General features: G+C 70.4%; 2 pseudogenes. Both read right to left on the bottom strand.

Going from position 1 to position 1,211, the window contains the following annotated elements:
* A pseudogene (locus tag ACY45C_RS00250) lies at window positions 1-151 on the bottom strand (2-oxoacid:ferredoxin oxidoreductase subunit beta); the annotation flags it as partial.
* A pseudogene (locus tag ACY45C_RS00255) lies at window positions 148-1,211 on the bottom strand (2-oxoacid:acceptor oxidoreductase subunit alpha); the annotation flags it as partial. The pseudogenes ACY45C_RS00255 and ACY45C_RS00250, both read right to left, overlap by 4 nt.

Raw genomic sequence — 1,211 nt, forward strand, 5'->3', positions numbered from 1 at the left:
CGGTGGCGAGAATGGCGTAGTCGCCGCATCCCGGGCACCACCGCACTTCCTGGTCGGAGGTGAAGTCCTTGCGGCTCTGCTGGGCCGGCGCGGCCGGCACCAAGTCGAGCAGCCGGTTACTGATGCCGCTGCGATTCGTCGTGACGGTCACTGGTTGATCACGTCCTCCAAGACGCCCGCCAGTTCCGCGGCCTTGAAGGGCAGCCCGCGAACCTGGTTGTAGCCGATCGCGTCGACGAGGTACTCGGCCCGGATCAGGGTCCGCAGCTGCCCGAGGTTCATCTCGGGAATCAGCACCTTGTCGTACGACCGCAGGATGTCCCCGGTGTTGGCGGGGAAGGGGTTGAGATGACACAGGTGTGCCTGAGCGACGTGCATACCCTCGGCGCGGACCCGGCGGCAGCCGGCCGCGATCGGGCCGTAGGTGGAGCCCCAGCCGAGGACGAGTAGCCGGGCCTGCCCGGACGGGTCCTCCACCTCCAGCGGCGCGACATCGTTCGCGATGCCGTCGATCTTCGCCGCGCGCAGCCGCACCATCCGGTCGTGGTTGGCCGGATCGTAGGAGATGGCACCCTGGCCGTCCGACTTCTCGATGCCGCCGATACGGTGCTCCAGGCCCGGCGTGCCGGGGACCGCCCACGGCCGGGCGAGGGTCTCCGCATCACGCAGGTAGGGCCAGAACTCCGGCCCCTTCGGCCCGGTGTGGTTCGGCTCGGTGGCGAAGGCGACGCTCAGGTCCGGCAGCTCCGAGCGGGTCGGCAGCAGCCACGGCTCCGAGCCGTTCGCCAGGTAGCCGTCGGAGAGCAGGAACACCGGCGTGCGGTACTTGGTAGCCAGGCGGGCGGCCTCGATCGCGGCGTTGAAGCAGTCCGCCGGGGAGCGCGGCGCGACGATCGGAACCGGAGCCTCGCCGTTGCGGCCGAACATCGCCTGGAGCAGATCGGCCTGTTCGGTTTTGGTGGGCAGGCCGGTGGACGGGCCGCCGCGCTGGATGTCGACGATCATGAGCGGCAGTTCGAGGCTGACCGCGAGGCCGATGGTCTCGCTCTTGAGCGCGACACCCGGGCCGGAGGTCGTCGTCACGCCGAGCGACCCGCCGAAGGAGGCGCCGAGCGCGGCGCCGATGCCGGCGATCTCATCCTCGGCCTGGAAGGTCCGCACGCCGAACCGCTTGTGCCGGCTCAGCTCGTGCAGGATGTCCGAGGCCGGGG

This window comes from Frankia sp. CcWB2 (genome assembly GCF_977927585.1).